The sequence below is a fragment of the uncultured Amaricoccus sp. genome (assembly GCF_937891315.1).
Lineage (GTDB): Bacteria > Pseudomonadota > Alphaproteobacteria > Rhodobacterales > Rhodobacteraceae > Amaricoccus.
This window is the reverse complement of the sequence record NZ_CALAGI010000091.1, coordinates 1-2,406: the sequence shown is the minus strand read 5'-3', so window position 1 is coordinate 2,406 and position 2,406 is coordinate 1. Positions and strand designations below refer to the sequence as shown.

The window sequence follows — 2,406 nt, the reverse complement described above, 5'->3', positions numbered from 1 at the left end:
TGCCCCGGCAGGGCACGCCCGTCACGATTTCGCGTAACCTCGAAATCGCGCAGTGCAGGCTCGGACGCCGCGCATCGCTCGGCCGTTGTTGGTGTGTGTCAGGGACATCCCCCCCCGCCCCGGATCGCCCAAATCGCGCCGCGCCCTCCGTCCGAGCCGCCGTCCGTGATTGCCAGTCCACCCGGTTTCGCCCTAGATCGGCCGCGACGATCGAGGACCACCCGATGCAATCCGGCCCAGCCAACTCCGCCCCGACCCGCTCCGGTTTCCTCAAGGACGCGATCGTGCTCGGCCTGCTCGGCGCGGTCGGACCCTTCGCCATCGACATGTATCTGCCGGCGATGCCGACCATCGCCGCCGACCTCGGCGCCAGCGTCGGCGCGACGCAGATGACGCTGATGGCGTTCTTCCTCGCCTTCGGGCTCTGCCAGCTCGGCTATGGGCCGGTGTCGGACATGGCCGGCCGGCGACCGCCGCTGTTCTTCGGGCTCGGACTCTTCAGCCTCGCCTCGGTCGGCTGCGCCCTCGCCGGGACGATCGAATGGCTGATCGCCTTCCGCTTCGTCCAGGGCGTCGGCGCCGCCTCGGTCATGGTGATCCCGCGCGCCATCATCCGCGACCGCTATACCGGGATCGAGGCGACCCGGATGATGGCGCTGACCATGCTGGTCATCAGCGTCGGGCCGATGCTGGCGCCGCTGTTCGGCAGCGCCCTGATCATCCCGTTCGGCTGGCGCGCGGTCTTCGTCGCGATCACCCTCGCCGCGCTGCTCGCCATCGTCCTCGTCTGGAAGCTGCTGCCCGAGACCCACGCGCCCGAGCGCCGGATGCCGATCGGCGGCGCCGAGATCGCCGCGGCCTTCCGCACCCTCGTGCGCGATCCGGTGTTCATGGGACTTACCTTCATCGCCGGCCTCGGCATGGCGAGCTTCTTCGCCTTTCTCGCCAGCTCGTCCTTTCTCTATATCGACCATTTCGGTCTGACGCCGACAGAGTACAGCCTCGCCTTTTCGTTCAATGCCATCGGCTTCTTCGCCGCCTCGCAGGCCGCGGCCGGGCTCGGCGCGCGGCACGGCATCGTCCGCGTCGTCAAGGCGGCGGTCGCCGGCTACGCCATCGGCGCGGCGGTGCTGGCGCTGGTGACATTCGCCGGCGTCGACAGCCTGCCGCTGCTGATGGCGATGCTCTTCGCGACCTTCGCCTTTCTCGGCCTCGTCATCCCGACCTCGATGATCCTCGCACTCGAGGAGCATGGCGCGATCGCCGGCATCGCCTCCGCCCTCGGCGGCACGTTGCAGATGATGCTCGGGGCACTGACCATCGTCTTGGTCAGCGCCATCTTCGACGGCACCGCGCTGCCCATGGCCGGCACCATCGGCGCCTGCGCCCTCGTCGCCTTCATATTGTCGCGCACGACACTGCGCCGGCCAGAGATCGCCAGCCAACACCGGTAGGGGGACAGGATGCGGGTCATCACGGTCAATGGACTCCGGGTCCATCACGCGATCGGCGGCGATCCGGCGGGCGCGCCGATCGTCTTTGCCAATTCGCTCGGCACCGACCTCCGCGTCTGGGACAATCTGCTCCCGCTGCTGCCGCCCGGTCTGCGCGTGCTGCGCTATGACATGCGGGGGCATGGCCTGACCGACGCGCCGGACGGCGCCTATTTCATGGGCGATCTCGTCGCCGACGCCGCCGCGCTGATGGAAGCGACCGGCTTTCGCAACGCGGTGTTCGTCGGACTGTCGATCGGCGGAGTGGTCGCCCAGGGCCTCGCCGCCGAGCGCCCCGACCTCGTCCGCGCCGCCGTCCTGTCGAACACCGCCGCCAAGATCGGCACCGAGGATGGCTGGAACGAGCGGATCGCCACCGTCCGCGCCAACGGCATCGAGGCGATCGCCGACCAGGTGATGCGGCTCTGGTTCACCAGGGGGTTCCACAGCGCCCGCGCCGACGAACTCGCCCTCTGGCGGAACATGGTGGTCCGTACCCCGCTCGACGGCTATCTCGGCTGCTGCGCCGCCATCGCGGACACCGACCTGCGCGCCTCGACCGCCGGCCTGCGCCTGCCGGTGCTGGCGCTCGTCGGCGATCAGGACGGCTCGACCCCGCCCGACCTCGTGCGCGAAACCGCCGAAAGCATCGCCGGCGCGCGATTCGAGATCATCCGCCGCGCCGGCCACATCCCTTGCGTCGAGCAACCCGAAGCGACGGCCGCCCTGATCGCGAGGTTCCTGCGGGACCTCGGCTGAGCGCGGCCCGCAGGCGCGCGCGTCGCATCAGAGCCGCCTCATTGAGGGGCGCCCGCCAGAACGCTCCGAGCGATGCACGACCTTCCAGCCTTCGCTTCACGATTTCGAGGTTACGCGAAATCGTGACGGGCATGCCCTGTCGTGCCGGAGGCAC

2 protein-coding genes are annotated in these 2,406 nt (G+C 69.7%); both read left to right on the top strand.

Annotated features, from left to right (window positions below):
• Positions 1 to 224: 224 nt before the first annotated feature.
• Positions 225 to 1,454, top strand: coding sequence for a multidrug effflux MFS transporter (locus tag Q0480_RS08245; protein ID WP_299131952.1), 1,230 nt, complete (start codon positions 225 to 227; stop codon positions 1,452 to 1,454).
• A gap of 9 nt (positions 1,455 to 1,463) precedes the next feature.
• Positions 1,464 to 2,252, top strand: coding sequence for a 3-oxoadipate enol-lactonase (pcaD, locus tag Q0480_RS08240; RefSeq protein WP_299131950.1), 789 nt, complete (start codon positions 1,464 to 1,466; stop codon positions 2,250 to 2,252).
• Positions 2,253 to 2,406: the final 154 nt, after the last annotated feature.